This is a genomic window from Nocardioides salarius, from assembly GCF_016907435.1.
GTDB lineage: Bacteria > Actinomycetota > Actinomycetes > Propionibacteriales > Nocardioidaceae > Nocardioides > Nocardioides salarius.
The window spans coordinates 1,380,026-1,405,396 of the sequence record NZ_JAFBBZ010000001.1 but is presented as its reverse complement, the minus strand read 5'-3'; the positions used below and the strand labels follow the sequence as shown (position 1 = coordinate 1,405,396).

At 73.6% G+C, this 25,371-nt stretch carries 24 protein-coding genes and 1 tRNA gene; 19 read left to right on the top strand and 6 right to left on the bottom strand.

Annotated elements, in window-relative coordinates:
* Positions 1-118: 118 nt before the first annotated feature.
* Genes JOE61_RS06835 through JOE61_RS06810 form a run of 6 tightly spaced genes read left to right on the top strand, consistent with a single transcriptional unit; the run spans position 119 to position 7,679 of the window.
* Positions 119-1,618 (top strand): ABC transporter substrate-binding protein, encoded by a 1,500-nt coding sequence (locus JOE61_RS06835; RefSeq protein ID WP_193670154.1) that lies wholly within the window; start codon positions 119-121, stop codon positions 1,616-1,618.
* Positions 1,615-3,681, top strand: a complete 2,067-nt coding sequence (locus JOE61_RS06830; RefSeq protein ID WP_193670153.1) for an ABC transporter permease — start codon at positions 1,615-1,617, stop codon at positions 3,679-3,681. Before JOE61_RS06835 ends, JOE61_RS06830 begins: the two co-directional genes overlap by 4 nt.
* A complete protein-coding gene (locus JOE61_RS06825) occupies positions 3,662-4,531 on the top strand; it encodes an ABC transporter ATP-binding protein (protein WP_193670152.1) in 870 nt (289 codons plus the stop codon). Before JOE61_RS06830 ends, JOE61_RS06825 begins: the two co-directional genes overlap by 20 nt.
* Positions 4,528-5,235, top strand: a complete 708-nt coding sequence (locus JOE61_RS06820; protein ID WP_193670151.1) for an ABC transporter ATP-binding protein — start codon at positions 4,528-4,530, stop codon at positions 5,233-5,235. The genes JOE61_RS06825 and JOE61_RS06820 overlap by 4 nt, the downstream gene beginning before the upstream one ends.
* Complete coding sequence (locus JOE61_RS06815; protein WP_193670150.1) at positions 5,232-7,067, top strand: choice-of-anchor P family protein; 1,836 nt, start codon at positions 5,232-5,234, stop codon at positions 7,065-7,067. Before JOE61_RS06820 ends, JOE61_RS06815 begins: the two co-directional genes overlap by 4 nt.
* A 3-nt stretch (positions 7,068-7,070) precedes the next feature.
* Complete coding sequence (locus tag JOE61_RS06810; protein WP_193670149.1) at positions 7,071-7,679, top strand: hypothetical protein; 609 nt, start codon at positions 7,071-7,073, stop codon at positions 7,677-7,679.
* A gap of 177 nt (positions 7,680-7,856) precedes the next feature.
* On the opposite strand, the gene JOE61_RS06805 is transcribed toward JOE61_RS06810, so the two are convergent.
* The 3 genes from JOE61_RS06805 to JOE61_RS06795 form a co-directional block, all read right to left on the bottom strand.
* Complete coding sequence (locus JOE61_RS06805; RefSeq protein WP_443678569.1) at positions 7,857-9,032, bottom strand: IS30 family transposase; 1,176 nt, start codon at positions 9,030-9,032, stop codon at positions 7,857-7,859.
* A gap of 90 nt (positions 9,033-9,122) precedes the next feature.
* Positions 9,123-10,370 carry a DUF4032 domain-containing protein gene (locus tag JOE61_RS06800; protein ID WP_193670148.1) on the bottom strand — a complete coding sequence of 416 codons (1,248 nt, stop codon included), beginning with the start codon at positions 10,368-10,370 and terminating at the stop codon, positions 9,123-9,125.
* A 23-nt stretch (positions 10,371-10,393) separates the two neighbouring features.
* Positions 10,394-12,292: a glycoside hydrolase family 13 protein gene (locus tag JOE61_RS06795; RefSeq protein WP_193670147.1), complete on the bottom strand. Its 1,899-nt coding sequence runs from the start codon at positions 12,290-12,292 to the stop codon at positions 10,394-10,396.
* A 76-nt stretch (positions 12,293-12,368) separates the two neighbouring features.
* On the opposite strand from JOE61_RS06795, the gene JOE61_RS06790 reads away from it, so the two are divergent.
* The 9 genes from JOE61_RS06790 to JOE61_RS06750 all read left to right on the top strand — a co-directional run bounded on the left by JOE61_RS06790 (position 12,369) and on the right by JOE61_RS06750 (position 20,994).
* Positions 12,369-13,082 carry an SDR family NAD(P)-dependent oxidoreductase gene (locus JOE61_RS06790; RefSeq protein WP_193670146.1) on the top strand — a complete coding sequence of 238 codons (714 nt, stop codon included), beginning with the start codon at positions 12,369-12,371 and terminating at the stop codon, positions 13,080-13,082.
* A 49-nt stretch (positions 13,083-13,131) separates the two neighbouring features.
* Positions 13,132-13,204 (top strand) — tRNA-Thr (locus tag JOE61_RS06785).
* A gap of 1 nt (position 13,205) precedes the next feature.
* A complete protein-coding gene (gene rsmI / locus JOE61_RS06780) occupies positions 13,206-14,057 on the top strand; it encodes a 16S rRNA (cytidine(1402)-2'-O)-methyltransferase (RefSeq protein WP_307822856.1) in 852 nt (283 codons plus the stop codon).
* Positions 14,054-14,902, top strand: a complete 849-nt coding sequence (locus JOE61_RS06775) for an alpha/beta fold hydrolase (RefSeq protein WP_307822855.1) — start codon at positions 14,054-14,056, stop codon at positions 14,900-14,902. Before rsmI ends, JOE61_RS06775 begins: the two co-directional genes overlap by 4 nt.
* A complete protein-coding gene (locus JOE61_RS06770; RefSeq protein WP_307822854.1) occupies positions 14,899-15,792 on the top strand; it encodes a TatD family hydrolase in 894 nt (297 codons plus the stop codon). The genes JOE61_RS06775 and JOE61_RS06770 overlap by 4 nt, the downstream gene beginning before the upstream one ends.
* A gap of 316 nt (positions 15,793-16,108) precedes the next feature.
* Entirely contained in the window at positions 16,109-17,260 is a 1,152-nt protein-coding gene (locus JOE61_RS22075; RefSeq protein ID WP_307822853.1) for a resuscitation-promoting factor, read from the top strand.
* A 124-nt stretch (positions 17,261-17,384) separates the two neighbouring features.
* Positions 17,385-18,296 (top strand): 16S rRNA (adenine(1518)-N(6)/adenine(1519)-N(6))-dimethyltransferase RsmA, encoded by a 912-nt coding sequence (rsmA, locus tag JOE61_RS06760; RefSeq protein WP_193670145.1) that lies wholly within the window; start codon positions 17,385-17,387, stop codon positions 18,294-18,296.
* The gene (locus JOE61_RS06755; protein WP_193670144.1) at positions 18,293-19,201 is read left to right on the top strand and encodes a 4-(cytidine 5'-diphospho)-2-C-methyl-D-erythritol kinase; all 909 of its coding nucleotides are present in this window, start codon (positions 18,293-18,295) and stop codon (positions 19,199-19,201) included. The genes rsmA and JOE61_RS06755 overlap by 4 nt, the downstream gene beginning before the upstream one ends.
* Positions 19,201-20,994, top strand: coding sequence for an ABC-F family ATP-binding cassette domain-containing protein (locus JOE61_RS06750; protein WP_193670143.1), 1,794 nt, complete (start codon positions 19,201-19,203; stop codon positions 20,992-20,994). Before JOE61_RS06755 ends, JOE61_RS06750 begins: the two co-directional genes overlap by 1 nt.
* A gap of 33 nt (positions 20,995-21,027) precedes the next feature.
* Here JOE61_RS06750 and JOE61_RS06745 read toward each other — a convergent pair whose 3' ends face one another.
* Positions 21,028-21,513 (bottom strand): MarR family winged helix-turn-helix transcriptional regulator, encoded by a 486-nt coding sequence (locus tag JOE61_RS06745; RefSeq protein WP_193670142.1) that lies wholly within the window; start codon positions 21,511-21,513, stop codon positions 21,028-21,030.
* Positions 21,514-21,559: 46 nt separating this feature from the next.
* Here JOE61_RS06745 and JOE61_RS06740 point away from each other — a divergent pair, with 46 nt between their 5' ends.
* The 4 genes from JOE61_RS06740 to JOE61_RS06725 all read left to right on the top strand — a co-directional run bounded on the left by JOE61_RS06740 (position 21,560) and on the right by JOE61_RS06725 (position 23,783).
* Complete coding sequence (locus JOE61_RS06740; protein ID WP_307822852.1) at positions 21,560-22,402, top strand: methyltransferase domain-containing protein; 843 nt, start codon at positions 21,560-21,562, stop codon at positions 22,400-22,402.
* Complete coding sequence (locus JOE61_RS06735) at positions 22,402-22,788, top strand: VOC family protein (protein WP_193670141.1); 387 nt, start codon at positions 22,402-22,404, stop codon at positions 22,786-22,788. Before JOE61_RS06740 ends, JOE61_RS06735 begins: the two co-directional genes overlap by 1 nt.
* Before the next feature lie 70 nt (positions 22,789-22,858).
* Positions 22,859-23,167, top strand: a complete 309-nt coding sequence (locus tag JOE61_RS06730; RefSeq protein WP_204797167.1) for a metal-sensitive transcriptional regulator — start codon at positions 22,859-22,861, stop codon at positions 23,165-23,167.
* Between the two features lie 139 nt (positions 23,168-23,306).
* The gene (locus JOE61_RS06725) at positions 23,307-23,783 is read left to right on the top strand and encodes a hotdog fold domain-containing protein (protein WP_193670140.1); all 477 of its coding nucleotides are present in this window, start codon (positions 23,307-23,309) and stop codon (positions 23,781-23,783) included.
* Positions 23,784-23,810: 27 nt separating this feature from the next.
* On the opposite strand, the gene JOE61_RS06720 is transcribed toward JOE61_RS06725, so the two are convergent.
* A complete protein-coding gene (locus tag JOE61_RS06720; RefSeq protein ID WP_193670139.1) occupies positions 23,811-24,695 on the bottom strand; it encodes an amino acid ABC transporter permease in 885 nt (294 codons plus the stop codon).
* A complete protein-coding gene (locus tag JOE61_RS06715; protein ID WP_193670138.1) occupies positions 24,692-25,342 on the bottom strand; it encodes an amino acid ABC transporter permease in 651 nt (216 codons plus the stop codon). The genes JOE61_RS06720 and JOE61_RS06715 overlap by 4 nt, the downstream gene beginning before the upstream one ends.
* Positions 25,343-25,371 lie beyond the last annotated feature (29 nt).

The following is a 25,371-nucleotide window of genomic DNA, read 5'->3' as shown; positions in this document are numbered from 1 at the left end:
CGACCACCCCTCCACGGGTGGGAGCGGGTGGAACTGATTCCAATTCACTGTGGGCAGCGTCACCTTCTTGCGGCACACTCGTTAAGAATTAGTACACGTTCTAGTTCTTGGAGGTCCGGTGTCAGCTCGACGGTCCCCGCGAGACGTCCGACGCGCCGCCACGGCCGTCGTGGCGGGCTCGCTCTGCCTGGTGCTCGCCGCGTGCGGCTCCAACCTCGACCCCAACGACGTCGTGGGGGCGGGCGGCACGCTGGGCGGCACCACGGCCGACGGCTCGGTCGTGGGAGGCGAGACCTCCGACGCCGGCGGCGACCCGGGCGCGGGCGGGGTGCCGGGCACCGACGGCTCGGGGGGCACAGCGGGCAGCCCCGGCTCCAGCGGGTCCGGCGGGTCGAGCGGGTCGGGCGGCTCCTCGGGCGGCGGCTCCACCACCGACCCGGGCGGCGAGAGCTCGGCCGACGGTGGCGGCAAGGCCGCCTCCTGCGACGGCTTCAAGAACGGGCCGGGCATCACCGACTCCACCATCACCATCGGCAACGCGGCCGACATCTCCGGACCGGTGCCGGGGCTCTTCGAGGCCGCCCAGGACGCCACCAAGGCCTACGTGGCCTTCTACAACAAGACCAACCCCGACGGCATCTGCGGCCGCTCGCTGGCGCTGAAGAACTACGACGCCCGCACCGACTCGGGCGGCAACCAGCAGGCCTACGCCGACGCCTGCACCAACACCTTCGCCATGATCGGCTCGATGTCGGCCTTCGACTCCGGCGGCGCGGCCGAGGCCGAGAAGTGCGGCCTGCCCGACATCCGCTCCGCGGCGGTCACCGGCACCCGGGGCGCGTGCGACACCTGCTTCGGCGCCCAGTCGACGGTGGCCACGCAGTTCGAGAACGCCGTGCCCGACTACGTGCTGAAGAACTTCAAGGCCGCCTCGCAGAAGGCCGCGATGCTCTACATCAACGCCGGCGCGGCCTCCGAGAACGGCAAGCTGCAGCTGCAGGCGATGACCCAGCGCGGGATGAAGTTCGTCTACGAGCAGCCCATCGAGGTCTCCGACTTCAACTACGCCCCCTACGTGCAGCAGATGAAGGACCGCGACGTGGGCTACGTGCAGTTCATCGGCGCCGCCTCCCAGGCCGCCAAGCTCGCCCAGGCCATGCAGCAGCAGGGCTTCGAGCCCGACGTCTACATGCTCGACCCCACCGCCTACACCCGCGAGTTCCTCCAGGGCGGCGACGCGGTCGAGGGCGCCACCGTCTTCACCAACTTCGTGCCCTTCGAGGAGGCCGGGTCCAACCCCGAGACGCAGCTCTACCTGAGCTGGTTGCAGCAGGTGAAGCCCGGAGCCGAGCCCACCTTCTTCGGCGTCTTCGCCTGGTCGGCGGCCCGCCTCTTCGTCGAGCAGGCGGTCGGCCTGGGTGGTCGGCTGAACCGCTCCTCGCTCATCGACTCGCTGCGCAAGGTCAACGCCTGGACCGCCAACGACCTGCACTCGCGCCAGGTCGTGGGGCCCAAGCAGACCGGTGACTGCTGGCGCTTCATCCAGGTCAAGGGCGGTCGCTGGAGCTCGGTGGGCGGCTCGAAGTACACCTGCAACGGGATCACGACGGTCCGATGAGCTCGTTCCTGGCGTTCACGCTCTTCGGCCTGTTCAGCGGGGCGGCGTACGCGATCGCGGCCAGCGGGCTGGTGCTGACCTACAGCACCACCCGGGTCTTCAACATCGCCCACGGCGCGCTCGGCATGGTGATGTCGTTCGTCTTCTGGGACTTCAGCATCCGGCAGGGGATGCCGCTGTGGCTGGCGCTGTTCCTGGTGCTCTTCGTCGTCGCGCCCGGCGTGGGCTGGTTCATCCAGCGCTTCGTGACCCGCGGGCTCGGCGAGGGCCCGGTCTCGGTGTCGCTGGTGGTCACCGTGGGCCTGCTGGTCGGGTGCATCGGCCTGGCCACCCAGATCTGGCCGCCCGAGCCGCGCAGCATCCAGCCCTTCTTCCCCGGCAGCGACGTCGAGCTCTTCGGCATCTTCGTCACCGCCCACCAGATCATCACCATCGCGCTCTCGGGCGTGGTCGCGGTCGGCCTCTACGTGCTGCTCAACCGCACCCGCATCGGCACCGCGATGCGTGCCTCGGTCGACAACCCCGAGCTGCTCAAGCTCTTCGGCGGCAAGCCCGAGCAGGTCGCCGCGCTCTCGTGGGCCATCGGCACCTCGCTGGCCGCGCTGGCCGGCGTGCTGCTGGTCTCGACCGTCGGCCTCGACTACTACGCGCTGACCCTGCTGGTCATCAACGCCTACGCCGCCGCGATGCTCGGGCGCCTGAAGTCGCTGCCGCTGACCTTCCTCGGCGCGATGTCGCTGGGGCTGGTCACCTCCTACGCCTCGGGCTACCTGCCCACCGAGGGCCTGCTCAACAGCGTGCGCAACGTGGTGCCGGCGCTGTTCCTCTTCGCCGTCATCGTCGCGATGCCCCAGGCCCAGCTGCGCATCGGCCAGGTCAAGGGCATCGTCTCGGCGCCGCAGCCCTCGCTGTTCCGGGCCCTGGGCTGGGGCGGCGCGCTGCTGCTGGGCGTGGCCTTCCTGGCCACCGCCTTCGGGGAGTCCAAGCTGCTGCTGCTGGGCACCGCGGCGACGTACGCGATGGTGATGCTCTCGCTGGTGCTGCTGACCGGGTACGGCGGGCACGTGTCGCTGGCCCAGCTGACCTTCGCCGGCGTCGGGGCGCTGGCCTACGTCAAGCTCGACCAGCCCAACCTCGCGGGGCTGGCCCTCTCGGCGCTGGTCGCGGCCGGGGTCGGGGCGCTGGTGGCGCTGCCGGTGATCCGCCTGACCGGGCTCTACCTGGCCCTCTCGACGCTCGCCTTCGGCGTGATCATGGAGAAGATGGTCTTCCAGGCCGACTTCGCCTTCGGCTTCAACGGCTCCCTCGACGCCGAGCGCCTCTCGGTCCTCGGCGTCGCCATCAGCTCCACCGCCGCCTACGTGTGGGTGATGGCGCTGTTCTTCGTGCTGATGGGCCTGGCGCTGCTGTGGCTGCGCCGCGGCACCCTGGGCCGGATGCTCATCGCCCTGCGCGACAGCCCGGCCGCCTGCGGCACGCTGGGGCTCGACGCGCGCTGGTTCCGGGTCGGGCTCTTCGGGCTCTCCGCCGGCATGGCCGGCCTCGCCGGCGCCCTGTACGCCGGCCTGCGCGGCTCGGTCGGGGCCGCGGAGTTCCAGTACTTCAACTCGCTGCCGCTGCTGCTGCTCGCCGTGGTCTTCGGCGTCACGTCGGTGACCGGCGCCGCCCTCGGCGGGGTCGGGCTGATGCTGCTGCCGGTATTCCAGTCCTCCAACCCCTCGGCGGCGGGGCTGATCTTCGCGGTCATCGGCTTCGGCGCGGTGGCCCTGGGCCGCGACCCCAACGGACTGGCCAACCAGCTCTTCAAGCTCGGGCGGCTGCTCGACCGCCGCTACGGCACCAAGGTCCGAGCCCGCATCCCCGTGCTGCCCGCGCCCGGCGAGGCCCAGCAGCGGATGCACGACGAGGCCCGGGCCAACGCCGGGGCCGAGCCGTCCCTGTCCAGCGTCGGCCTGCACGGCGACTCGCCCGCCGGCCACTCCCACTCCGACGGGTCGGTCGACGTGCCGCTCGTCGCCGACCCCAGCCGGGAGGTGGGTGCGCATGCCGCTCCTCGAGGTTGACCACGTCGTGGTCCAGTTCGGCGGCGTCACCGCCGTCGACGAGGCATGCTTCGCCGCCGAGGCGGGCCGGGTCACCGGCCTGATCGGGCCCAACGGCGCCGGCAAGACCACCTGCTTCAACGTCATCTCCGGGCTGCAGAAGCCCACCCGCGGCGCGGTGCGCTTCGACGGGCGCAAGGTGACGTCGGTGCCGGTGCACCGCCGCTCCAAGCGGGGGATGGGCCGCACCTTCCAGCGCCTCGAGGCGTTCGGCTCGCTGAGCGTGCGCGACAACGTGCGCGTGGCCGCCGACATCCACCGCGGCCTCCTGGGTGCGGTGCGCGGGCTCGGCTCGTCCTCCCGGGGCGGGGTCGACGCGCTGCTCGAGCGGGTGGGCATCGCGGCGTACGCCGACGAGCGCGCCGACTCGATCCCGACCGGCACCGCCCGGCTGCTCGAGCTGGCCCGCTGCCTGGCCGGCGACCCCCAGCTGCTGCTGCTCGACGAGCCCTCGTCGGGCCTCGACGAGACCGAGACCGACGACTTCGGCGACCTGCTGCGCGACCTGGCCGCCGAGGGCCGCGCGATCCTGATGGTCGAGCACGACATGGACCTGGTGATGGGGGTCTGCGACGAGATCCACGTGCTCGACTTCGGCTCGGTGATCGCCTCCGGCACCCCGCAGGCGATCCGCGGCGACGCCGCGGTCCAGAAGGCCTACCTCGGCTACGCGCCCGACGACGAGCACCCCGCCGAGCACCCCGCCGAGCACCCTGCCGAGGCCACCCGCACCGACCTGCCGCTGCTCGGCGACGACACGACCGTCCTGCCCGCCGTGGGCGCGAGCCCCCTGCCCGGAGGTGCCCGATGAGCGTCCCCATCCTCGAGGTCGTCGACCTGCACGCCGCCTACGGGCGCATCGAGGTGCTGCGCGGCGTCGACCTGTCGGTGCCCAAGGGCGCGGTGATGGCGCTGCTGGGGCCCAACGGCGCCGGCAAGTCGACGCTGATCAAGGTGGTCTCGGGGCAGAAGTCGTCCACCTCCGGCGACGTCCACCTCGGCGGCGTCAACGTCCGCGGCGCGGGCCCCGAGGAGCTCGCCCGGCTCGGGCTGTGCACGGTGCCCGAGGGCCGCTCGGTCTTCCCCAACCTGACGGTCGCCGAGAACCTCACGCTGATGTCGTACGCCGGGGTGCCGGCCGAGGCGGTCCTCGAGACCGCGTTCACCTACTTCCCGCGGCTGCTGGAGCGCCGCGGCCAGCTCGCCGGCACCATGTCGGGCGGTGAGCAGCAGATGCTGGCGATGTCGCGGGCCCTGGCCTCCGACCCGGCCCTGCTGCTGCTCGACGAGCTGTCGATGGGCCTGGCGCCGCTGATCGTCGACGAGCTCTACGACACCGTCGCCCAGATCGCCGAGTCCGGCGTCTCCATCCTGTGCATCGAGCAGTTCGCCCGCACCGCGCTGCGGGTCTCCGACTACGCCGCGGTGATGAGCGGTGGCCGCGTCGTGGCCACCGGCGAGCCCGCCGAGATCCTCGAGACCATGTCCGACGTCATCCTGGGAGGTGCGGCATGAGCCGCCAGACCACCGCTTCGTCCCCGCGCCGCGTGCTGCTCTCGCTGGCCGCGACCGCCCTGGTCGGGGCCGGGCTCCCGCTGGCCGCTGCGCCGGCCGGTGCGGTCGCGGGGGCCGCCGAGGGCGACCCGCCCTTCGCCGGGTACGCCGCGACCACCACCGCCACGCCGGTGCGCATCGAGATCTACGAGCCCACCATCCCGATCCCCGCCACCCCGCAGGCCGAGCTCAACCTCGGCTACAGCGTGGTCAAGGCCGACTCCTCGACCTCGCGCGGGCGGGCCAGCTTCATGTGGCCCGGCGACGCCGTGGGGGAGGGGTTCAAGACCATCCTCGAGAACCTGGGCCTGCCGCCCGAGCTGGTCGCCCCGCTCGCCGAGGGCGGCTACCCCGTCCAAGTCAACTCCAACCACCCCGCCGGTCCCGAGCGCGCGGCCGACGAGCCGTTCCCGGGCGTGGTCAACCGCACCCGCGCCACCGAGGGCAGGACCTTCGCCGAGGTCGGCTACTCCACCGACTGCCGCCTCGGCGACCCCGGCGCCGGCGACCAGGGCGACGGCGGCAGCGACGACGGCGAGGCCCCGGGCGTCCCCGGGCTGCCCGGGCTGCCCGGTCTGCCCGAGATCCCGGGCCTGCCCGGCATCCCCGGCCTGGGCTCCCTCACCGACGGCCTGACGGGCGGCCTGACCGACGGCCTGACCGGCGGCAAGTCCGACGGCAAGTCCGGTGGCGGGCTGCTGGGCGGGCTGAGCGGGTCGCGGGCCGACACGGCCGCGCCCACCGCACGCGAGCGGCGTACGGCGCGGGCGGAGGTCGGTGCCGCCGACGACGGAGCCGCCGAGGAGGTGGAGTGCCAGATCCCCGCCCAGCTCGCCGCGCTCGTCGACATCGGCGGCTACGCCGCCGAGTCGGTCGTGACCAACGACCCCACCGCCGTGCGCGCGGTCTCGCGCTCGGCCGTCGGCGACGTCAGCCTGCTCGGCGGGGTGGTGACCCTGTCGGGCATCACCGCCCGGGCCGTGGCCGGCAGCGACGGCGCCAAGGGCACGACCGGCGGCGGCGCCGACTACGGGGTGCTGACCATCGCCGGGCAGAAGTTCCGCTTCGGCGCCGACGGGTTCGAGGCCGCCGGCCAGGCCGCGCCGGTGCCGGGCCTGCCCGACGAGGCCGGCGCGGCGCTCGAGGCGCTGGGCATCCAGCTGCTGCTGCCGCAGCCGTCGTACGAGCGGGAGGGCGACAAGGCCACCTCCACGGTGCACGGCATCCAGGTCGTCATCGACGCCGGTGTGCTGCGCCGCCAGCTCGACGCGCTGCCCCTCAACGCGCTCGCCGACCTGCTCGACCAGATCCCCGAGGAGGCCGGGCAGCTCAAGAGCCTGCTCGGCGCGGCGCTCAACCTCTCGCCGAGGTTCGTGATCACCCTCGGCAACGCCACCAGCGTCGTGGACACCTCGCAGCCCGTCGACATCCCGACCGGCGAGGTGCCCGACAACAACACCACCGGTGGCGGCGACCCGACCAGCCCGACCGACGGGGCCGGCGCCGGTACCGGTGGCGGCGGCGCGGGCACCCCCGGCACCCCGGGCACCCCCGGTGAGCCGGCCGTGCCCGGCAGCGGCGGCTCGGCCGACGGCGACCTCGTCGACGCGGCCCCGACCGCGGCGGGGCTCCCCCCGCTGTTCTCCATCCCCGGCGCCCTGCTGCTCGGCGCCATCGCGGCCGCGACGGTCGCCGGCTCCTACCTGCGCCGCCTCGGGGTGATGGCCCTCGGGGGCGGCGGCGCCTGCCCCCACGGCCTCGACAGCGGCCTCCCCGACCTCCGAAAGGCCTGAGCGATGACGACCGTCGACCCCGCACCCACCCCCACCGGCACCGCCGTGGCCGCCCCCGCCGCGCCGGCTTCGGGCGCCCGCACCGGCGCCTCGGCGCTCGGCTCGCTGCCCCGGGCCGGCTCGCGCGGCGGCAACGGCGCGGCGCCGCTGAAGAACAACAACTACCGGCTGCTGCAGGTGGTGCTCTTCTGGGCCGGCGCGGTGCTGCTGCCGCTGGGCCTCGTGGTGATCATCCTGGGCTGGTACGGCGCGGCCAACACGCCCTACGAGTACGACCAGATCTCCTACCTGGTCTCGGGCGGGCTGCTGGGGCTGGGGCTGACCTTCTGCGGCGGGTTCCTCTACTTCGGCGCCTGGCTGGCCCGCATCGCCGACGACGGCCGCGAGTCGTCCAAGCGCCTGGCCGACACCCTGCTGGTGCTCGCCGACGTCACCTCGCGCGCCGCGGCCACCCGCGACGACGGCGTCGACGTCTCCGCGCTCCCGGTCACCGCCGGCGACGGCACCACCATGCATCGCCGCGACTGCTCCCTGATCGCCCACCGCAGCGACCTGCACCCCGTCGGCGAGCACAACGGCCACCTCACCACCTGCCGCGTCTGCCGCCCGTGACCCCCGCTGACCCGGCCCAAACTTCCCCCTGACCCGGCCTGAACTTCACCCTGACCCGGCCCGAACTTCGCGCCGAGCCGGCCTGAACTTCCCGCCACGCCCGATCCAGGGGCCGGGGAGGTCCGGGCCGACTCGGTGGGAGATCTGGGCCGGGTCAGGGTGGCGGAATCTAGGTAGTCACGCAACACCGTTGTTGGTGGTGGGGTCTGAGAGTAGTTGGTCCAGGACCTCGGCTGGGGTGCGGAAGCCGTGGCGTTTGCGGGGTCGGGCGTTGAGTTCGGAGGCGATCTTGTCGAGCAGGCCGGGGCCGTAGAACGAGAGGTCGCTGCCTTTGGGCAGGTACTGGCGCAGCAGGCCGTTGGTGTTTTCGTTGGCGCCGCGTTGCCAGGGCGAGTGGGGATCGCAGAAGTAGATATCCAGGCCGGTGGCTTCAGCGATCTGGACGTGGTTGGCCATCTCGCCGCCCTGGTCCCAGGTCAGCGAGCCGCGCAGCTGCTCGGGCAGGGTGGCCATCTTCGCCACGAGTGCGTCTTGGACCGCCAGGGCGCCGTGGTCGCCGGGCAGGTGCAGCAGCATCACGAACCCGGTGCTGCGCTCGACCAGGGTGCCCACCGCCGACTTCGAGGCGGTCGAGCCGAGGATCAGGTCGCCTTCCCAGTGCCCGGGCACCGCGCGGTCCTCGACCTCGGCGGGGCGTTCGCTGATCATCACCATGCCGGGGATCCGGCCACGTCGTTCGGCCTCGCGGCGATGCGGTTTGCGCATGTAGCGACCGGTGCGTAAATGGGTGGTCAGCTCGCGTTTGAGCCCACCACGGGCCTGGATGTACAGCGACTGGTAGATCGTCTCGGGCGACACCCGCATCTCCGGATCGTCGGGGAAGTCGAGGACGAGTCTGCCAGCGATCTGCTCGGGGCTCAGGTGCTGAACCAAGTGCTCCTGGACCACTCGGCGCAGCGTCAGGTTCGTGGCCAGCTTCGCGCCCCGCGACCTCGTCCGGCCACGGTCGATCTTGGCCTGGGCCACCGAGGCCCGATACCCACGACCGGTCGCGCCCCGAGCCAACTCGCGGCTGATCGTGGCCGGGCTGCGACCGGTACGACGCGCGACTTCGCGGATCCCGTGGCCGGCATGGGTCAGTGCCGCGATCTCCTCGCGCTCGCCCCACGACAGGTACCGACCCACCGGCGGCTTCACAGGAACAGGGTTCACCCCGCCAGCCTTGCCGAAGACCCGCTTCGCGGTGGTCGAAGACATGCCCGTCGCACGAGCCGCTGATTTCACCCCCAGCCCTGAACGGATCGCCTCCCAGAACGGACGGTCGAACTCCCTGGGCCGCATCGGACGAGCCATGGCACAACTCCTCAGTCATCGAGGTGTTGCGTGACTACCTAGAACCCGCCGGTGAGATCTGCGCCGGGTCGGCGGGAGATCTGCGCCGGGTCAGGGTGAGATCTGGGCCTGGTCGTCGGGCTCGTCGGCGGCCAGCGCCTCGTCGGGCTTGGAGCGCAGCACGGTGTCGATGTAGTCGCGGGCGGTGTCGAAGATGTCGACGGGGCGACCGGCGCGCTCGGAGAGGTACCACCGGTGCACCAGCACCTCGTGGAAGAACTGCGCCGGCTCGAGCTTGCCGCGGGCCTCGTCGGGGATCAGCGCGACCAGCGGCTCGTAGATCTTCGTCAGCCACCGGTTGGCGACCAGCTGACGGTCCTCGCGGCCCAGGTCGTGGTGGGCGGTGAAGGCGGCCAGGTCGTTGAGCAGGCGCCGCGCCTGGGCGTCCTCGACGTCGAGGCCGGTCAGCGACTGCAGCTCGCGGCGGTGGTGGCCGGCCTCGACGACCTTGGGCTGGATGCGCACCTGGTCGCCGTCGTAGTCGGTGACGATGTCGAGCTCGTCGACGTCGAAGCCGAGGTCGTTGAGCCGCTCGAGGCGCCGCTCGATGCGCCACAGCTCGCCGGCGGAGAACTCTTCGTGCCCGGTCAGCTCGCTCCACAGCTCGTCGTAGCGGCGCTGGAGCAGCTCGACGACCTCGTGCGGCTCGATGGCCCGGGCCACGGAGCCGCCCTCGGGCAGGCTGGCCTGCAGGTCGAGCAGCTCGGCGAAGACGTTCTCGGTGGCCACGGTGACGTCGTGCTCGCGCATCTGGCGCGACAGGCTGGGGCGCAGCTCGCCGGTCTCGGCGTCGACGAGGTACGCCGCGAACCCGTCGGCGCTGCGCCGGAACAGCACGTTCGACAGCGACACGTCGCCCCAGTAGAAGTCGGCCAGGTGCAGGCGCACCAGCAGCACCACCAGCGCGTCGACGAGCCGCGGCAGGTCCTCGCGCCCGGCGCCGTGGCTGAAGAGGCTGCGGTAGGGCAGCGAGAAGCGCAGGTGCTCGGTGATCAGCGCGGCCGGCAGCTCCTCGCCGTCGGCGTCGACCCGTCCGGCGACCACGCCCTGCGGCACCACCGCGGGCATCCCCATCCGCTGCAGGTCGCGCAGCAGCCGGTACTCGCGGAACGCGATCGGCTCGACGGTCTCCTTGACGGCGTACACCCGCTCGCGCAGCCGCACGATGCGCACCACGTGGCGCGAGAGCCCGCGCGGCAGCGGCACCACGTGCTCCTCGCCCCACTCCTCGAGCGGCGTCGCCCAGGGCAGGGTGATGATCGCGGGGTCGGGTCGGCTGGCGACGATGCGCAGGGCCATCCGGTGAGCCTAGGCCCGCCCGCTCAGAGCCGCCACAGGGTGACGCCGGGCCCGCCGGCGGGCACCTCCAGCCCCCCGTCGCGTACGACGAGTGGTGCCGGCGCGCCCTCGGTGGCCAGCAGCGGCGCGGGGTCGCCGACCGGGCGGGCCGGGGCGCCGTCGAGCGCCGGCAGCGTCAGCGCGGCGGCGGGCAGGGTGATCGCCTCGCCGGGAGCGCGCCGGGCGCAGACCAGCACCGAGCCGGCGGGGTGCTCGCGCACGAAGACCATCGTGTCGTCGTCGGCGTGGGCCCAGCGCAGCCCGCCGCGCACGAGCGCGGGGTGCTCGGCGCGCACCCGCGCGAGCGCGGCGTAGGTGCCCATCGTCTGCCGGTCCCAGGTGTCGGGGGAGTCCCAGGGCATCGGGCGGCGCGCGTCCTCGCCGTTGACGCCCTCGAGCCCGATCTCGTCGCCGGCGAAGAGCATCGGCACGCCGGGCAGGGTGAACTGCAGCCCGGCGGCGACCCGGTGCTGCTCGGGCGAGCCGACCAGGGTGCGGATGCGCGCGGAGTCGTGGGAGCCCAGGATGTTCCACGACCACGTGGTGGCCCGCCAGCCGTGCCGCGCGGTCCACTCGCGCATCGTGCGCGCCACCAGCGCGCCGCCGCGCCGCGGCACCGGCAGCGGCCGGCCGAAGGCGCGCGCCGGCGAGGCCTCGTCGCGCAGCCACGACCACACCGGCCACGAGAAGCCGGAGTAGTTCATGGTGCCGTGCCACCCGTCGCCGTCGAGGTCGCTCGAGGCGTCGTGGTTGTGCTCGCCGATCACCAGCGCGTCGGGCCGCTGGGCCTGCACGGTCGCGCGCACGGTGCGCGCCACGTCGTGGGCCACGTCGGTGGCGCCGAGCCGCCCGGTCATGTTGGCCACGTCGATGCGCCAGCCGTCGACGTCGTACGGCGCCCGCAGCCAGCGCGCCACGACGCTGTCGGGCCCCTCGGTCATCGCCGCGCGCAGCCCCGGGTCGGTGTGGTCGAGCTTGGGCAGGGTGTGGTGGCCCATCCAGCACTCGTAGGAGCCGTCGGCGCGGAAGCAGTACCAGCCGCGGCCGGGCCCCTCGGGGTCGGCGAGCGCGGCGCGGAACCACTCGTGGGTGTCGCCGGTGTGGTTGGTGGTCAGGTCGCCGAGCAGGCGCAGCCCGCGCTCGTGCACCGCGGTCGAGAGGCGGGCGTAGGCGTCGTCGCCGCCGAGCAGCGGGTCGACGCCGTCGAAGGTGGAGGCGTTGTAGCGGTGGTTGGACTCCCCGGGGAAGACCGGCGTCGTGTAGAGCACGCTCACGCCGAGGGCGGCCACGTGGTCGAGGTGCTCGGTCACCCCGTCGAGGTCGCCGCCGAAGAGCTGCAGGGGAGTGCGCGGGTCGGAGCCCTCGAAGACCACCTCGTCGTCCCAGCCGGCCGGCACCGCCCAGGGCGGCGTCTCGCGCTCGTCGGCGGCCGCGGAGCGCGCGAACCGGTCGGGGAAGACCTGGTAGACCACGGCCTCGCGGCCCCACTCCGGCGGCGCGGCGTGGCTGGAGACGCGGAAGTCGAAGGTGTCGGGGGCGTCGTGCTCGACGACGCCCGCGGCGGTGAGCCAGCGCTGGCGCCCGCCCGGGCCGGCGAGCAGGAAGCGGTAGTGGGTGACCGGGTTGTGCACCGGCAGCTCGCCCTCCCACCACACCGAGCCGTGCTCGGCGGGGGCGTCGCCGGTCTCGTCGCGGGTCACCTCGGCGCAGCGGTGGAAGACCGGCTCGGCGTCGTACGTCGTGCGCAGCCAGACCGCCTCGACGTCGTCGCCGACCCAGGTGCGCAGCCGCACCCTGACCGGCCAGCCGGGCGCGGGGGTCTCGGGGTCGAGGTAGAGCGCGGAGCCGTCGTGGTGCGGCTCGTGCAGGAGGGGGGCGTCCATGGCGCCATGCTCCCAGGCCCGGCTGGAAGTGCGGCACCCTTGCCGTCGAACTAGAACGTGTTCTAGGTTGCGGGGCATGAGCAGCCGCGTCGTCGTCGTCACCGGGGCCGCCTCCGGCATCGGGTTCGCCACCGCCGAGAGGTTCCGCGCCCTGGGCGACACCGTCTTCGGCCTCGACATCGCCACGAGCGTGCCCGAGGGGGTCACCTTCGTGGAGTGCGACGTGGCCGACAAGGCCGCGGTCGACGCCGCGATCGCCCGCTGCGCCGAGGCCGGCGGCATCGACGTGCTGGCCAACGTCGCCGGCATCGTGCAGTTCGGCCGCTTCGAGACCGTCACCGAGGAGGTCTTCGACCGGGTCCAGGCCGTCGACGTGCGCGGCCCGTTCTTCCTCGTCCAGGCCGCGCTGCCGCACCTGCGCGCCAGCCGGGGCTGCGTCGTCAACGTCTCGTCGGTGGCCGGGCGGGTCCCGCAGCCCTACGCCGCGGCGTACGCCGTGGCCAAGGGCGGGCTGACCCAGCTCACCCGCTCGCTGGCCCTCGAGCTCTCGCCCGACGGCATCCGCGTCAACGCCGTGTGCCCCGGCACCGTCGACACCCCGCTGGTGGCCAAGGTGGCCGAGACCTACCCCGCCGACCTCGACCCGCGCGTGTCCGACCGGCTGCTGGCGATGCTGCCCGGCGGCGCCTCGACCCCCGACGAGATCGCCTCGACCGTCGTCTACCTGGCCTCCGCCGACGCGCGGATGATGACCGGCGCGGTCGTGGCCCACGACGGCGGCATGAGCTGAGCCCCGCTCGGCTCGCGCACGGCCCGGCCTGGCTAGGCTGGGCGCCCCCGCCGGTGTAGCTCAGTTGGCAGAGCACCTCTCTTGTAAAGAGGATGTCGCAGGTTCGACCCCTGTCACCGGCTCGTGAGCGAGCATCCCGTCCCGTACGGCGTGCTGGTGCTGGCCGCCACCCCCATCGGCCAGGCCGGCGACGCACCGCCCCGCCTGGCGGCCGAGCTGTCCGGCGCCGACGTGGTCGCCGCCGAGGACACCCGCCGGCTGCGCCGCCTGACCACCGACCTGGGCATCGAGCTGGGGGGCCGGGTGGTCTCCTACTTCGAGGGCAACGAGCAGGCCCGCACGCCCACGCTGCTCGAGGCGCTGCTGGCCGGCGAGCGGGTGGTGCTGGTGACCGACGCCGGGATGCCCAGCGTCTCCGACCCCGGCTACCGGCTGGTGGTGGCGGCCGCCGAGGCCGGGGTGCGGGTCACCGCGGTGCCCGGGCCCAGCGCGGTGCTGACGGCGCTCGCGGTCAGCGGGCTGCCGGTCGACCGGTTCTGCTTCGAGGGCTTCCTGCCGCGTAAGGCCGGCGAGCGCTCGCGGCGCCTCGACTCCCTGCGCGAGGAGGAGCGCACGATGGTCTTCTTCGAGGCCCCGCACCGCACCGAGGCCGCGCTCGCCGCGATGGCGACCTCGTGGGGCGAGGACCGGGTGGCCGCGGTGTGCCGCGAGCTGACCAAGACCCACGAGGAGGTGCGCCGCGGGCCGCTGGGCGAGCTGGTCGCCTGGGCCGCCGAGGGCGTGCGCGGCGAGGTCACCATCGTGGTCACCGGCGCCGCCCCCAGCGCCGCGATCTCCACCGAGCCCCCCGCCCTCGTCGCCGCCGTCGCCGAGCGCGAGGATCAGGGCATGACGCGCAAGGAAGCGATCGCGGAGGTGGCCCGGCTCGCCGGGGTGCCCAAGCGCGAGGTCTACCAGCTGGTGCACGTGCGGTGAGCGGGCGCGCGCTGGAGCGGATCTCCTCCTACACCCACGACGGCCTGGTCTTCGACGTCATCGACGAGGGCCCCCTCGACGGCGACGTGGTCGTGCTGCTGCACGGCTTCCCCGAGCGCGCCTCGAGCTGGCACCAGGTCGCCGCCCGGCTGCACGCCCAGGGCTTCCGCACCCTGGCCCCCGACCAGCGCGGCTACTCCCCGGGCGCGCGGCCGCCGCGCCGCCGCGACCACCGCCTCGCGCTGCTCACCGCCGACGTCGCCGCCCTCGTCGAGCGGGTCGGCGGGCCGGTGCACCTGGTCGGGCACGACTGGGGCGCGATCGTGGCCTGGTCGCTGGCCCAGACCCGCCCCGAGCTGCTGCGCACCCTGACCGCCTTCTCGGTGCCCCACCCCGCCGCCTTCGCCCGCTCCATGCGCGGCTCCCTGCAGCCGCTGCGCTCCTGGTACGTCGGCGTCTTCCAGGTCCGCGGCCTGGCCGAGCGGGTGCTGGCCCGGCCCGCCCTGGCCGCGCGCATCCTGCGCCGCGGCGGGATGAGCCCCGCCGAGGTCGAGCAGTTCCGCACCGGCATCGTCGAGCACGGCGCGCTGCGCGGGGGGCTGATGTGGTACCGCGCCCTGGGCCTGCTCGAGCGCCGCCAGGTGCCGCGCCACGTCACCGTGCCGACCACGATGGTCTGGTCCGACGGCGACTCCTTCCTCGACCGCAGCGGCGTCGAGGCCACCGAGCACTACGTCGACGCGCCCTACGAGCTCGTCGTGCTGCGCGGCGTCACCCACTGGATCCCCGGCCAGGCGCCCGACGCCGCGGCCGAGGCGGTCCTCGAGCGGATCAGCGGCACGTGAGCGCGCCGGGCCCGGGGTCCACCCCGCCGCGCGACGACCTGCCGCCGGTGCCGGCGCCGCTGCCGCACCCCGTCGTCGACAACCACTGCCACCTCGACATGGGCCGCGGCGACGAGGCCGCGCTCCCCGTGGAGGACGCCCTGGCCGCGGCCGCCGCGGTGGGCGTCACCCGCGTCGTGCAGATCGGCTGCGACCTGCCCGGCGCGCGCTGGGCGGTCGAGGCGGCGGCGGCGTACGACGCCCTGGTCGCCGGCGTCGCGCTGCACCCCAACGAGGCGCCGCGCCTGGCCGCCGCGGGGCAGCTGGACGCGGCGCTGGCCGAGATCGAGCAGCTCGCCGGCGCGCACCCCGGGGTGCGCGCGGTGGGGGAGACCGGCCTCGACCACTTCCGCACCGGCGAGGAGGGCCGGGCCGCGCAGGTGGAGTCCTTCCGCCGCCACGTCGACATCGCCAAGCGGCTCGACAAGACCCTGGTCATCCACGACCGCGACGCCCACGAGGAGGTCCTGGCCCTCCTCGACGAGGAGGGCGCCCCCGAGCGCTGGGTGATGCACTGCTTCTCCGGCGACGCCGACTTCGCGCGGCGCTGCCTCGACCGTGGCGCCCACCTGTCCTTCGCGGGCACCGTGACCTTCAAGAACGCCGACCCGCTGCGCGAGGCGCTGGCGCTGGTGCCCGGTGACCGGCTGCTGGTCGAGACCGACGCGCCGTACCTGACCCCGCACCCCCACCGTGGGCGCACCAACGCCTCCTACCTGGTGCCGCTGACGGTGCGCACCATGGCCGAGGTGCGCGGGGCCGACCTCGAGGAGCTGTGCGCCGGCATCGACGCCGCCACTGAGGCCGCGTTCGGCGGCACCTGGGGTGCCGGCGCGCCGAGCCGAGGGTAAAAGCCGTGCGGGCGCCGAGCGCGGGGTCGGGGGCGCCTGAATCGCCCCGGTGACCTGCGCAGACGACCGGTGAGGAGGGGTGATCACGCCGACGAGAGCCTGCTCACGTCGGGGGGTGAGGACTTGGCGGACGCCGGGGCCTCTGCTGTGGTGGAGTACTGACAGCCGGGATCGCCATGGTCCCTCCGGTGCCGCAGGTGGCTCGTACGACGTCGCCGCCCGGCACACCCGTCACTCCAGCACCACCAGCGTAGAGGTGCTGTGCCGACGGGAGCCGGTGGGGGTCGAGACCCGGGGAGCACGACCCTGGAGAACTGTGCGACGTATCAGCAACCTTGCCTCGACCGTGGCCCGCAGCCGCGCCTGGATGGTCTCGTTGACCGCCGTGGTGGTGCTCGCCGTGGCCGGCACGACCCTCGGCTACACCGCGATGGCCGACACCGTCACCCTGACCGTCGACGGTGAGGAGCGCGAGATCAGCGCCCGCGCCGCGACCGTCGGCGACGTCCTGGACGACGAGGGCATCGAGATCGGCGAGCACGACCAGGTCGCCCCGTCGCTGGGCGACCCGATCGAGGACGGCAGCGAGATCAGCGTGCGCTACGGCCGGCCCCTCGAGCTGACCGTCGACGGCGAGACCGAGACGCACTGGGTCACCGCGACCGACGTCGACTCCGCGCTCGAGCAGATCGGCCGCGGCTTCGACGGCGCCGACCTGTCCCTGAGCCGCGGCGGCGACCTCGACCGCTCCGGTGCCTCGCTGGAGGTCGTGACCGCCAAGAAGCTCACCTTCGTCATCGCCGGCAAGAAGCCGGTCAGGAAGACGCTGACCGCCGCCACCGTCCAGGACGCCCTCGACGAGCTCGGCGTCAAGGTGCACAAGCTCGACCAGGCCAAGCCCGGCTTCGCCAAGCGCGTCGAGGACGGCGACAAGATCGTCTTCACCGACATCAAGAAGGACACCCGCAAGGTCACCGAGTCCGTCGCCTTCGGCACCGTCGAGCGCAGCGACGCCTCGATGTTCGAGGACGAGGAGCAGGTGGCCCGCGAGGGCGAGGCCGGCGCCCGCGAGGCGACGTACCAGGTCACCATCCGCAACGGCCAGGTCGTGGCGCGCAAGCTCGTCAAGGCCACCGTCACCCGCCAGCCCGTCGACCGCGTCGTCGAGGTCGGCACCAAGGAGCGCCCCTCCGAGCCCGCCCCCGCCGCGAACTTCGCGGCCGGCAGCTCGGTCTGGGACAGCCTCGCGCAGTGCGAGTCGGGCGGCAACTGGGCCATCAACACCGGCAACGGCTACTACGGCGGGCTGCAGTTCAACCTGCAGACCTGGCGCGCCTACGGCGGTGCGGGCTACCCCCACACCAGCAGCCGCGAGACCCAGATCGCCGTCGCCACCCGCCTGCGCGACGCCCGCGGCGGGTACGGCGCCTGGCCGTCCTGCTCGGCCAAGCTGGGCCTGCCCCGCTGACGCACGACCCGCTGCAGGAGTCCCCGGCCAGCCGGGGACTCCTGCACTGGATGGGTGTTGCAACACCTGACAAGTGCAGGAGTCGGCTGACAAGCCCCCGCACACCCACCCCTAGGCTGACCCCATGACTGACACCTCCGCCGGCCCGAGACTCCTCGGGTCGGCGGAGGTGCGTCTGCTCGCCGCCGAGCTCGACCTGCGCCCCACCAAGCAGCGCGGCCAGAACTTCGTCATCGACCCCAACACCGTGCGCCGCATCGTGCGGGAGTCGGGCGTGACCGGCAGCGACGTCGTCGTCGAGGTCGGCCCCGGCCTGGGCTCGCTGACCCTCGCGCTGCTCGAGGTGGCCGGGCGGGTGGTGGCCATCGAGCTCGACGAGCTGCTCGCCGGGCGGCTGCCGCGCACCATCGCCGAGCACGCCCCCGCGCAGGCCGAGCGCTTCGAGGTGGTGCTGGGCGACGCCATGCGCATCACCGAGGTGCCCGGCCCGCCGCCGACCGCGCTGGTGGCCAACCTGCCCTACAACGTCTCGGTGCCGGTGCTGCTGCACCTCCTCGCCCTGCTGCCCTCCCTCGAGCGGGGCCTGGTGATGGTGCAGAGCGAGGTCGCCGACCGGCTCGCCGCCCGCCCCGGTTCCAAGGTGTACGGCGTCCCGTCGGTCAAGGCCGCCTGGTACGCCGACGTGCGCCGCGCCGGCGCGATCGGGCGCAACGTCTTCTGGCCAGCGCCCAACGTCGACTCGGGTCTGGTGGCCTGGACCCGCCGCGAGCCGCCGGCCACGACCGCGACCCGCGAGCAGGTCTTCGCCGTCGTCGACGCCGCCTTCGCCCAGCGCCGCAAGGCGCTGCGCGGCGTGCTGCGCTCGCTGGCCCCGGCCGAGCGGGTCGACGCCGCCCTCGAGCAGGCGGGGGTCCCTCCGCTGGCCCGCGGCGAGACCCTGACGGTGGAGGACTACGTGCGCATCGCCGAGGCGCTGGACGACCAGCTGCCCCAGGACCCCCAGACCCCCCAGGACCCCCAGGAGGCTGCCGGATGAGCACCACCGTCCGGGCCCCCGCCAAGATCAACCTCCACCTCGGCGTCGGGCCCCTGGGCGAGGACGGCTTCCACCCCCTCGCCACCCTCTACCAGGCCGTCGGGCTCTACGACGACGTCACCGTCTCCGACCAGCTCGAGTGGTCGGTGCACCTGCGCGGCGACGGGCGCATCGACCTCGCCGAGGTGCCCGCCGACGACGACAACATCGCGCTGCGCGCCGGGCGCGCCCTGGCCGCCCACCACGGACTCGACCGGGCCGCCAAGGTCGAGATCCGCAAGGGCATCCCGGTGGCCGGCGGGATGGCCGGCGGCTCCGCCGACGCCGCGGCCACCCTGGTCGCCCTCGACCGGCTCTGGGACCTGCAGACCCCCGACGACGAGCTGCTGCGCCTGGCCGCCGGGCTGGGCAGCGACGTGCCGTTCGCGCTGCTCGGCGGCACCGCGGTCGGCAGCGGGCACGGCGAGCTGGTCACCCCGGTCGCCGACAACGGCTCGTGGTGGTGGGTGGTGGTCGAGAACGACGCCGGCCTGGCCACCCCCGGCGTCTACCGCGCCTTCGACGAGCTGCACGCCGGGCGCGACGTACCGGCCCCCGAGATCCCCACCGCGCTGCACGACGCGCTGCTCGACGGCGACGTCGAGCGGCTGGCCCGCCTGCTGCGCAACGACCTCCAGGAGCCCGCCCTGCGGCTGCGACCCGAGCTGGGCGCCACCTTCGACGACGCCCTGGCCGCCGGCGCGCACGCCGCGCTGCTCTCGGGCTCCGGGCCCAGCGTGCTGCTGCTGTGCGGCGACCGGCACCAGGCCGAGGCGGTCGACGCCGAGCTCGCCGAGCGCGGGCACCGGCGTACGTCGGTGGTCCCGGCGCCGGTCGCCGGCGCGCACGTGGTGGAATACGTCTGATGGCCGCCGCTAACCTGCTGAACCTCGAGAAGGTCTCCAAGTCCTACGGCGTGCGCCCGCTGCTGACCGAGGTCTCCCTCGGCGTCGGCGAGGGGATGCGCATCGGCATCGTGGGCCGCAACGGCGACGGCAAGACCACGCTGCTGGAGGTGATGACCGGCCTCGAGGAGCCCGACTCCGGACGGGTCTCGATGAGCCGCGGCCTGCACGTGGGCTACCTGCACCAGGGCGACGAGCTGGTCGACACCCACACCGTGCGCGAGGCCGTGCTCGGTGGCCTCGAGGACCACGAGTGGGCGGCCGACCAGAAGACCCGCGAGGTCGTCGAGGAGCTGCTCGCCGGCGTCTCGCTCGACCGGCCCGTGCTCGGGCTCTCCGGCGGCGAGCGCCGGCGCTGCTCGCTGGCCGCGCTGCTGCTCGGCGACCACGACCTCATCGTGCTCGACGAGCCCACCAACCACCTCGACGTCGAGGCCGTCGCCTGGCTGGCCGGGCACCTCAAGAAGCGGGCCTCCGCGATGGTGGTGGTGACCCACGACCGCTGGTTCCTCGACGAGGTGTGCCAGTGGACCTGGGAGGTCCACGACGGCGTCGTCGACGCCTACGAGGGCGGGTACGCCGCCTACGTGCTGGCCAAGGCCGAGCGCGCCCGCCAGGCCTCGGCCTCGGAGGCCCGGCGCGCCAACCTGGCCAAGAAGGAGCTGGCCTGGCTGCGCCGCGGCGCCCCGGCCCGCACCGCCAAGCCGAAGTTCCGCATCGAGGCCGCCAACGCCCTCATCGAGGACGTGCCCCCGCCGCGCGACCGGCTCGAGCTGCAGAAGTTCGCCACCCAGCGGCTGGGCAAGCAGGTCCTCGACGTCGAGGACGTCGACCTGCAGCGCGGCGAGCGCTCCCTGCTCACCGGCGCCACCTGGCGCCTGGGCCCCGGCGACCGGGTCGGCCTGGTCGGTGTCAACGGCGCTGGCAAGACCTCGGTGCTCGCGCTGCTCTCCGGCGACCTGGCGCCCACCGCCGGCAAGGTCAAGCGCGGGCGCACCGTGGCCATGCGACACCTGACCCAGCAGCTCGACGACCTCGACCCCGACAAGCGGGTGCTGCCGATGGTCGAGTCCTACCGCCGGGTCGTGAAGACCGACGGCGGCGAGATCAGCGCCACCTCGATGCTGGAGCGCTTCGGGTTCACCGGCGACAAGCTCACCGCGCGCATCGGCGAGCTCTCCGGTGGCGAGCGGCGCCGCTTCCAGCTGCTGATGCTGCTGCTCGAGGAGCCCAACGTGCTGCTCCTCGACGAGCCGACCAACGACCTCGACATCGACACCCTCCAGGTGCTCGAGGACTTCCTCGACGCCTGGCCCGGCACCCTCGTCGTGGTCTCCCACGACCGCTACTTCCTCGAGCGGGTCACCGACTCGGTCTGGGCGCTGCTCGGCGACGGGCAGGTCTCGATGCTGCCCCGCGGCGTCGACGAGTACCTCGAGCGCCGCGCCCAGGGCCTGGCCCCCACCGGCGCGGGCGCCGGAGCGGGCGCGGGGGCCGGCGGCGACGACGTACCGACCTCGAAGCGGGCCAAGCCCGGCTCGGCCGAGGAGCGCGCCGCGCGCAAGGCCGTCACCCGGGTCGAGAAGGCCATCAAGCGCCTCGACGCCCGCGAGGCCGAGCTCAACGCCCAGGTGCTCGAGCACGCCTCCGACCACGCCAAGGTCGCCACCCTCGGCGCCGAGCTCAGCACCCTCGCCGCCGAGAAGGACGAGCTCGAGATGGAGTGGCTCGAGGCCTCCGAGCTGCTGGAGTAGGCCCTGCCGTCGGCCTGGGTGGCCGTGGCGAGGTCAGCTGAAGGGCGTGAGCAGGGTGCGCAGCAGGTCGCCCAGGCGCTCGCGGTCGGCGTCGGGGAGGTCGGCGAGGAAGCCGCGCTCGGCCTCGAGCAGGGCGGTGAACGCGCTGTCGACGGCGCTCTTGCCGTCGGGGGTCAGGCGCACCTTGACGCCGCGCCGGTCGGCGGGGTCGGGCAGCCGCTCGACGAGCCCGCGGGCGACGAGCCGGTCGACGCGGTTGGTCATCGTGCCGCTGGTCACCAGGGTCTCGCGCAGCAGCCGGCCGGGGGAGAGCTCGTACGGCGTACCGGCGCGGCGCAGCGCCGCCAGCACGTCGAACTCCCACGACTCGATGCCCTCGGCGCTGAACGCCGCCCGGCGGGCCAGGTCGAGGTGGCGCGAGAGCCGGCTGATCCGGCTGAACACCTCGACGGGGCCCAGGTCGAGGTCGGAGCGCTCGCGCGCCCACGCCTCCACCAGCTCGTCGACCTCGTCCCGCATGGGGGCAGCCTAGCCCCTGTCGAGATTCTCGACGTCAAGAGACCTGGTGCGGGCCACGACCCGGAGCAAGTCTCTTGACATCAAGATAAATGCATGGGACCCCCAGCGCTACCTGACGTACGCCGACGAGCGCGGCCGCCCCTTCGCCGAGCTGGTGGCGCGGGTCGGGGCCGAGGCTCCTCGCACCGTCGTCGACCTGGGCTGCGGCCCCGGCAACCTCACCGCGCTGCTGGCCGCCCGCTGGCCCGGGGCCCGGGTGGTCGGCCTCGACTCGAGCCGGGAGATGGTCGAGGCCGCCCGGCGCGACGTCGGCGGGGTCGCTGGGGTCGACTTCGAGCGGGCCGACCTGCGCGAGTGGCTCGAGGCCGGGGGAGAGCCGGTCGACGTGCTGGTCTCCAACGCCACCCTGCAGTGGGTGCCCGGCCACCTCGACCTCCTGCCGGCGCTGCTCGAGCGGGTCGGCCCGGGCGGGTGGCTGGCGGTGCAGGTGCCGGGCAACTTCGACCAGCCCAGCCACACGCTGCGCACCGAGCTGGCCGCGCAGGCGGCGTACGCCGAGCACACGCGGGGCGCGGCGGTGCCCTCGAGCCACGACCCGGCGACGTACCTCGACGCGCTGGCGCGCCTCGGGGCGCAGGTCGACGCCTGGGAGACCACCTACCTGCACGTGCTCACCGGCGAGGACCCGGTCTTCACCTGGGTCAGCGCCACCGGCGCGCGCCCGACGCTGCAGGCGCTGCCCGACGAGCTGCGGCCGGGCTTCGAGGACGAGCTGCGCCGCCGGCTGCGCGAGGCCTACCCGGCCGGGCCGGCCGGGGTGGTGCTGCCCTTCCGGCGCGTCTTCGTGGTCGCCCACAAGCCGGCCCACCAGTCGGAGGGGGCGCGGTGATGCGGCTGCACCACGTGCAGGTCTCCTGCCCGCCCGGTGGCGAGCAGGCCGCCCGTCGCTTCTGGGTCGAGGGGCTCGGCATGGTCGAGGCCGACAAGCCGGTGGCGCTGCGGGCCCGCGGCGGCGCCTGGTTCCGCTCGTACGACGCCGCCGGTGCGGTGGGCGCCGAGGTGCACGTGGGCGTCGAGGAGCCGTTCGCCCCGGCGCGCAAGGCGCACCCCGCGCTGGTGCTGGACTCGGTGGCGGCGCTGGACGCGCTCACCGACCGGCTGGCCGGGCTCGGCTTCGAGGTCGACCTGACCGAGCGGCACACCTTCGAGGGCCACGAGCGGGCGCACGTGCGCGACGCCCACGGCAACCGCGTGGAGCTGCTGGCGCCGGCGTAACCCGGCCCGACCTGCGGCGTTGTGCACACGACGCCCCGACCGGGGGTGCACCAGCCAGAGGGGCCTGCTCATGAGTGCGACCACCAGCCTGACCGCTGAGCCGGCAGAGCCGGCTGAGGCGGTCGCCCCCGTCGACATGACCGCGGTCAAGAACCGGGTCAAGCGGGCCCAGGGCCAGCTCGGCGGGGTGCTGCGGATGCTGGAGGAGTCGCGCGACGTCTCCGACGTGGTCGTGCAGCTCAAGGCGGTCTCCCGGGCGCTGGACCGGGCCGGTTTCGCCATCATCTCCGCCGACCTGCGCCGCCAGGTCGCCGAGGGCGAGACCCTGCAGCCCGAGGACCTCGACCGCCTCGAGCGCTGGTTCCTCTCCCTGGCCTGACCCCGCCCGGCCCCTGCATGAGTCCCCGGCCGGCCGGGGACTCCTGCGCTTGTCAGGCGTTGCAACCCACGACAAGCGCAGGAGCTCCCTGACAAGCCCCGGCCCACACCCGAAGTTACCGAGCGGTAATCTGAACCCCATGACCCCCGTCCTCGCCCTGTGGCAGCGCGCCACCTCCCTGCCCGTCGTCGGCGCCACGGTCGGCGCGCGCGTCTTCAGCGTCGCCTTCGCGCAGAAGGCGCCGTACTTCGCGACCATCCGCCCGCGCTTCACCGTCATCGAGCCGAACCACGCCGAGCTGGTGCTGCCCAAGCGCCGCCGGGTGCACAACCACATCGGCACCGTGCACGCCATCGCGCTGTGCAACGGCCTCGAGGCCGTGATGGGAGCGCTGGCCGAGGCGAGCGTGCCCGCCGACAAGCGCTGGATCCCCAAGGGGATGGAGGTGGCCTACACCGCCAAGGCCACCAGCGACATCACCTGCGTCGCCGAGACCGACCCCGAGCAGTGGACCTCCGACGACCCCGACCTGGCCGTGCGCGTGCGCGGGGTGCGCGACGACGGCACGGTCGTGGTGGAGGGCGTCATCCGGCTCTGGGTCACCCCCAAAGCCTGAGGCGTACGCCGGCGGCGGCTCGACCGCTCAGGCCCCGCCCACCGCGGAGCCGGCCTGCGCGCTCGAGCCGCTCGCGCGCCCCATCCGCCGCTCGACGTACTCGGCGAGCTTGGAGAGCCCGTAGTTGATGACGATGTAGATCGCGCCGATGATCAGCAGCGTCTGGATCGGGTTGTCCAGGTTCTGCGAGATCTGTCGCCCCCGGCTGAGCAGCTCGAGGTAGCCCAGCCCGATCACCGCGACCAGCGAGGTGTCCTTGAGGACCACGACGAGCTGGCTGATCAGCGCGGGCAGCATCACCCGGAAGGCCTGCGGCAGCAGGATCGTGCGCATCGCCTGGCCGTTGGTCAGGCCCACGGCCAGGGCGGCCTCGCGCTGGCCGCTGGGCAACGAGCTGACGCCCGCGCGCAGGATCTCGGCGATGATCACGGAGTTGTAGAGCGTCAGGCCGATGACCAGGTACCACAGGGCCGGCTCGCCGGGCAGCGGCCCGACGTCGATGCCGATCTCGACCATGGCCCGCCACACGAAGACGATGGTCACGACCACCGGCAGCCCGCGGAAGAGCTCGATCCAGGCCACGACAGGCACCCGCCAGCCGCGTCCGAGCATCATCCGGGCCACGCCCAGCAGCACCCCGACCGCCAGCGACAGCGCGATGGACAGCGCCGCCGCGACCAGGGTGGCCACCAGGCCCCTGCGCACCAGCGTCCAGACCTGGCTGAAGGTGTCGTCGGAGGGGTTGATCCAGGGGTTCCACAGCTCGGCGTCGAACTGGCCGCGGTCGGCGAGTCGCAGCACCACCAGCGTGGCGAGGGCGAGGAAGACGAGGATCGCGACGACCGTGCCGATGCGCGCGCGGCGTACGGCGCGCGGCCCGGGGGCGTCGTAGAGGACCGAGGTCTGGCTCATCGCGCGATCGCCACCTTCCGCTCGATGACCGCCAGCAGTGCGCCGCCGGTCAGGGTGATGACCAGGTAGCCGATCGCGACGCCGGTGAGCACCGGGACGTAGGAGTAGCCCTGGGCGCTGGTCAGGTCTCGCCCCACGCTCCACAGGTCGCGGCCGACACCGAACGCGCCGACGACCGCGGAGTTCTTGAACATCGCGATCTGCACGCTGCCCAGCGGCGGCACCGTGGCGCGCAGCGCCTGCGGCAGCACCACCTGGGTCAGGGTCTGGGTGAAGGGCAGGCCGATGGCCCGAGCGGCCTCGGCCTGGCCGGCCGAGACGGAGTTGATGCCCGAGCGGATCGCCTCGCACACGAACGCGGAGGTGTAGATGATCAGGCTCGCGACACCGAAGAAGTAGTAGCTGGCGTTGATGCCGATCTCGGGGAGGCCGAAGGCGATGAAGAACAGCACGATGGTCAGCGGGCAGTTGCGGATCAGGGTCACCCACGCGGCGCCGAAGGCCCGCAGCGAGGCGACCGGGGAGACCCGGAACGCGGCGATCAGGGTGCCGAGCAGCAGCGAGCCCACGAGGCTCCAGCCGATGATGCTCAGCGAGCGCAGGAACCCCGACCAGTAGAGGTCGAGGTTGTCGATCACCGGATCCACGGTGGTTCCTCTCGGTGAGCCGGTGGGGG

Coding starts and splice junctions, on each gene's coding strand:
- JOE61_RS06800 (WP_193670148.1), bottom strand. CDS start 10,370: ATGGCCCTGCGCATCGTCGCCAGCCGACCCGACCCCGCGATCATCACC.
- JOE61_RS06825 (WP_193670152.1), top strand. CDS start 3,662: ATGCCGCTCCTCGAGGTTGACCACGTCGTGGTCCAGTTCGGCGGCGTC.
- JOE61_RS06720 (WP_193670139.1), bottom strand. CDS start 24,695: ATGAGCCAGACCTCGGTCCTCTACGACGCCCCCGGGCCGCGCGCCGTA.
- rsmA (WP_193670145.1), top strand. CDS start 17,385: ATGACTGACACCTCCGCCGGCCCGAGACTCCTCGGGTCGGCGGAGGTG.
- JOE61_RS06795 (WP_193670147.1), bottom strand. CDS start 12,292: ATGGACGCCCCCCTCCTGCACGAGCCGCACCACGACGGCTCCGCGCTC.
- JOE61_RS06815 (WP_193670150.1), top strand. CDS start 5,232: ATGAGCCGCCAGACCACCGCTTCGTCCCCGCGCCGCGTGCTGCTCTCG.
- JOE61_RS06755 (WP_193670144.1), top strand. CDS start 18,293: ATGAGCACCACCGTCCGGGCCCCCGCCAAGATCAACCTCCACCTCGGC.
- JOE61_RS06735 (WP_193670141.1), top strand. CDS start 22,402: ATGCGGCTGCACCACGTGCAGGTCTCCTGCCCGCCCGGTGGCGAGCAG.
- JOE61_RS06830 (WP_193670153.1), top strand. CDS start 1,615: ATGAGCTCGTTCCTGGCGTTCACGCTCTTCGGCCTGTTCAGCGGGGCG.
- JOE61_RS06730 (WP_204797167.1), top strand. CDS start 22,859: ATGAGTGCGACCACCAGCCTGACCGCTGAGCCGGCAGAGCCGGCTGAG.
- JOE61_RS06805 (WP_443678569.1), bottom strand. CDS start 9,032: ATGGCTCGTCCGATGCGGCCCAGGGAGTTCGACCGTCCGTTCTGGGAG.
- JOE61_RS06750 (WP_193670143.1), top strand. CDS start 19,201: ATGGCCGCCGCTAACCTGCTGAACCTCGAGAAGGTCTCCAAGTCCTAC.
- JOE61_RS06810 (WP_193670149.1), top strand. CDS start 7,071: ATGACGACCGTCGACCCCGCACCCACCCCCACCGGCACCGCCGTGGCC.
- JOE61_RS06790 (WP_193670146.1), top strand. CDS start 12,369: ATGAGCAGCCGCGTCGTCGTCGTCACCGGGGCCGCCTCCGGCATCGGG.
- JOE61_RS06725 (WP_193670140.1), top strand. CDS start 23,307: ATGACCCCCGTCCTCGCCCTGTGGCAGCGCGCCACCTCCCTGCCCGTC.
- JOE61_RS06820 (WP_193670151.1), top strand. CDS start 4,528: ATGAGCGTCCCCATCCTCGAGGTCGTCGACCTGCACGCCGCCTACGGG.
- JOE61_RS06745 (WP_193670142.1), bottom strand. CDS start 21,513: ATGCGGGACGAGGTCGACGAGCTGGTGGAGGCGTGGGCGCGCGAGCGC.